At 46.6% G+C, this 4187-nt stretch carries 3 protein-coding genes; 1 reads left to right on the top strand and 2 read right to left on the bottom strand.

The window, feature by feature from the left end; genetic code table 11:
- Positions 1-129 precede the first annotated feature (129 nt).
- Positions 130-1719, top strand: a complete 1590-nt coding sequence (gene prfC, locus QTO00_RS15770; RefSeq protein WP_331425641.1) for a peptide chain release factor 3 — start codon at positions 130-132, stop codon at positions 1717-1719.
- Between the two features lie 489 nt (positions 1720-2208).
- Here prfC and srmB read toward each other — a convergent pair whose 3' ends face one another.
- Together srmB and QTO00_RS15760 are read right to left on the bottom strand one after the other, a co-directional pair.
- Positions 2209-3447 (bottom strand): ATP-dependent RNA helicase SrmB, encoded by a 1239-nt coding sequence (gene srmB / locus QTO00_RS15765; RefSeq protein WP_331425640.1) that lies wholly within the window; start codon positions 3445-3447, stop codon positions 2209-2211.
- 89 nt (positions 3448-3536) lie between these two features.
- On the bottom strand, positions 3537-4187 hold a 651-nt coding region (locus tag QTO00_RS15760; protein WP_331425639.1), incomplete at its 5' end, for a tRNA1(Val) (adenine(37)-N6)-methyltransferase.

Here is a 4187-nt window from a genome sequence, read left to right as displayed (position 1 = left end):
CCTCTATATTGGCTGATGAAGTTGCCCCTCAATCGAATATAAGCGAAAATACCGCGCAAAATAGAATCGACTCATTTACGCTAGAGATTCGCTTATCTCTCTAGCGCATAGACAGAAGAAGAACCTTTCATGTCAAATACTCCATTTGTTGGCGAAGTGTCTAAACGTAGAACTTTCGCTATCATCTCGCACCCAGATGCGGGTAAAACCACAATTACAGAAAAAGTACTATTATTCGGACGCGCAATCCAAACTGCGGGTACTGTTAAAGGTCGTGGCTCTGCTCAGCATGCAAAGTCTGACTGGATGGAGATGGAGAAAGAGCGTGGTATCTCAGTAACAACTTCTGTTATGCAGTTCCCATACAACGAGTGTTTGGTAAACCTGCTTGATACTCCGGGACACGAAGACTTCTCGGAAGATACTTACCGTACCTTGACTGCCGTTGACTCTTGTTTGATGGTCATTGATGCGGCGAAAGGTGTCGAGGACCGTACCCGTAAATTGATGGAAGTAACACGTTTACGCGATACTCCAATTGTTACCTTCATGAATAAATTAGACCGCGACATCCGTGATCCAATGGAACTGTTGGATGAAGTGGAAAGCGAGCTGAACATGGCGTGTGCGCCAATTTCATGGCCAATCGGTTGTGGTAAAGAGTTTAAAGGTGTTTACCACATCCACCGTGATGAGACGATTCTGTACAACACTGGTCAGGGCCACACCATACAAGACTCGCGCATCATTAAAGGCTTAGAAAACCCAGAACTAGACGAAGCGGTTGGCGAAGAGTTAGCAGAACAATTGCGTGAAGAGCTAGAGCTTGTGATTGGCGCATGTCCGGAATATGACCAAGAGCTTTTCCTTGCAGGTGAACTGACGCCAGTTTACTTTGGTACGGCACTGGGTAACTTTGGTGTTGACCATATGCTAGATGGCTTGACTGAGTGGGCACCAGCACCAATGCCACGTCAAGCTAACGAGCGTGAAGTCGAAGCCAACGAAGAGAACTTTTCTGGTTTCGTGTTTAAGATCCAGGCAAATATGGACCCTAAACACCGTGACCGTATTGCCTTTATGCGTATTGTATCGGGTACCTACAAGCAAGGTATGAAGATGAATCACGTACGTATCGGCAAACAGATCAATATCTCTGATGCGGTAACCTTTATGGCGGGTGACCGCGCACGTGCAGAAAACGCCTACGCAGGTGACATCATTGGTCTGCACAACCATGGTACGATTCAAATCGGTGATACCTTTACTCAAGGTGAATCGCTGAAGTTCTCGGGTATTCCAAACTTTGCCCCAGAACTTTTCCGTCGTATCCGTCTGCGCGATCCACTTAAGCAGAAACAGCTACTAAAAGGTCTGGTACAGCTTTCTGAAGAGGGAGCAGTTCAGGTGTTCCGTCCCCTGCAGAACAATGATCTCATCGTAGGTGCGGTCGGTGTGCTGCAGTTTGATGTGGTTGTTGCGCGCTTAAAAGCGGAATACAACGTAGAAGCAATCTACGAGAGCGTCAATGTAGCAACAGCACGCTGGGTAGAGTGTGAAGATGGCAAGAAACTGGATGAGTTCAAACGTAAGAACCAAACTAACCTAGCACTAGATGGTGGTGATAACCTAACTTACATCGCACCAACTATGGTTAATCTGAATCTAGCGAAAGAGCGTTTTCCAGAAGTTGAGTTCCGCGCGACCCGCGAACACTAATCTTCTTCGCCTTTGACACGATAACGGCGTTGACTGCGTAAACTCACCTTAGTCACGTAGCGGACTACGCTCCCAAGGTTGAGTTTACTTATCGCCTTGTTCTAGTGCCAAACGCTTTGAAGATTGCGTACTAAATACCGCCTTTATAGGGCGGTATTTTTGTTTATAAAGGAGAAATATTGTCATTCCTTAGAGCGACAAAGGAGAGAGTAAGGAATCTCTTAAAGCGAGCCGTTATTTCGATGATATCCCCAACTCGTTCGTTCCTCACTCTTGATGATGACGGTGTGATGGTTCTTCTAGATTCCGAAACGAAAAAGGGTTGATACCGATAAGGCATCAACCCTTTATTTTTGTGACTTTATAATGGCCTGGATAGCTATTGCGATAAGTATGCGCAGACATAGTGTCACGCTTGTTTGAACTATTGATTTTTTGCTCAAGCGACCTGGCAAGCAATCGCTATTTAAGGCCATTTATGTCAGCTAGTTATTTCTTTTTCTTAGCGACTTTCTTTTTGCCTTTAGCGGCAGTTTTCTTCTTGTCGTCTTTCTTTTTGTTCTTCTTCTTAAACACTGGCTTCTTGTGCTTAGGACGAAGCTCTTTGATAAAGCGCTCTTTGATCTCTTCTTTTACGTAGCGTGCTACACGGTCCATCATTGGTTGGTCGTGCGCTTCTACTAGTGAGATAGCGTTACCTTTCTTACCGGCGCGAGCGGTGCGACCAATTCGGTGTAGGTAGACATCAGCGCTGCGTGGCATATCGTAATTAATGACGTGGCTAACGTCTGGAAGGTCGATACCACGAGCAGCAACGTCGGTAGCAAGAAGAACGTTGACGCTGCCATCGCGGAAGCGAGCGATGGCGTTGTTACGACGATCTTGAGGCATCTCGCCTTGAATCCATGCACAAGGGATTTGCGCTTTTTCTAGTTCGACTCGCAGTTCTGCTAGACGCTCACGAGTTTTAAGGAACACGATAGAACGCTCAGCTTGATCATTAATGATCGTTTTCAATAATTCTAGCTTGTGCCCCATATCATCGGCGCGGTGGTACCACTGGGCAATCTTCTTACGTTCACGGCGTGATGGTTCAGCGTCGATTTCTGCTGGTTCTTTAAGGAGATCTGCGGTGAAGCCTTCAACGCCTTTACCCTCTAGCGTTGCTGAGAATAGTAGAGTCTGTTTACGCCAGCGACACTCTGAAGAGAGACGATCAACGGTTGGGCCAAAGCCCATATCAAGCATGCGGTCTGCCTCATCAAGGATCAGCCATTCTATCGCGCGACAATCAAAGCGCTCAGCTTCGATGTACTCCATTAATCGGCCTGGAGTCGCAACCACGATATCTTGGGTTGTCGCTAGAATGTTTGCATGTTCTTGATACTGTACGCCACCAGTAATGGTGAAGATGTTCAACTGAGTATGCTTGGCTAACTCACGTGCTTGGTCGGCAACCTGCATTGCCAGTTCGCGAGTTGGCGTTAGGATCAGCACACGTGCAGGCCCCGGCTTGCGGCGCGGAAAATCTTGTAGAAATTGCAGTGCAGGCAGGACGAATGCGGCTGTCTTACCTGTCCCAGTAGGCGCAGATGCCAAGATGTCACGTCCATCTAAAGCTTGTGGGATGGCTTCAGCTTGAATTTGTGTTGGGCGGTCGTAACCCATTTCTTCGATTGCGAGGAGTAGGTTAGGGTCTAACTCTAATTCAGCAAAGTTTCTGATCACTTGATGTCTCCACAAGCCAGTTGGTGTGAACAATAAATTTAAGGGGACGTATTATAGAGTGATCGGTGATAAGGATCACACGTTATTTTCTACATCTTCAGATAAAAATCTTTGGTTAGGGCAATAAAACCTGCACTGTAGCCGTTATCACTATGGATAGTAAGTGACTCACTGAATGTTTCAGCAGGTTTTTTCTGTAGTTCAATCAAAAGCCTAGTGACCTGTTTTCGTTCGGTAGGTTTAACCTGACATAGACGACTCACATACCAACCTTGCTCTTGAGCTAATTGCATAAACTGCTCTCCCTCCACCTGCGGTAGAACAAAGTTGGCTTTGCCGTAGTCATTTAATAGCTGAACGCAGCGACCCAGAAGATCAATATGGGTGAGACTATCGGTATGCCGAGCTGTAGCGCGTGATGGGTTGTTAGCTTGTTCACCATTATTGAAATAGGGAGGGTTACAGATGATGCGATCAAACTTATTTGTGAACGAGTATTCAAGCACGTTGCCATGATGCAATGTTAACCGCGCCTGCCAAGGTGAATGAGAAAAATTAACTTGTGCTGCCTTGATGGCTTGGTCATCAATATCAATGGCTTCAATGCTAAGCTCTGGATAACGTTGAGCACACATCAGACTGAGTAGCCCAGTTCCTGTCCCTATGTCTAGCACCACTTGTGCTCCGCTCATATCTACCCAAGCTCCAAGCAGAACACCGTCTGTACTCACGGGCATTCC

It is taken from the genome of Vibrio sp. M260118, assembly GCF_036533755.1.
Taxonomy (GTDB): domain Bacteria; phylum Pseudomonadota; class Gammaproteobacteria; order Enterobacterales; family Vibrionaceae; genus Vibrio.
This window is presented reverse-complemented; position numbering and strand designations above follow the sequence as displayed.

Excerpts from the sequence above, each read along its gene's own strand:
- prfC (WP_331425641.1), top strand. The coding sequence starts at position 130 with ATGTCAAATACTCCATTTGTTGGCGAAGTGTCTAAACGTAGAACTTTC.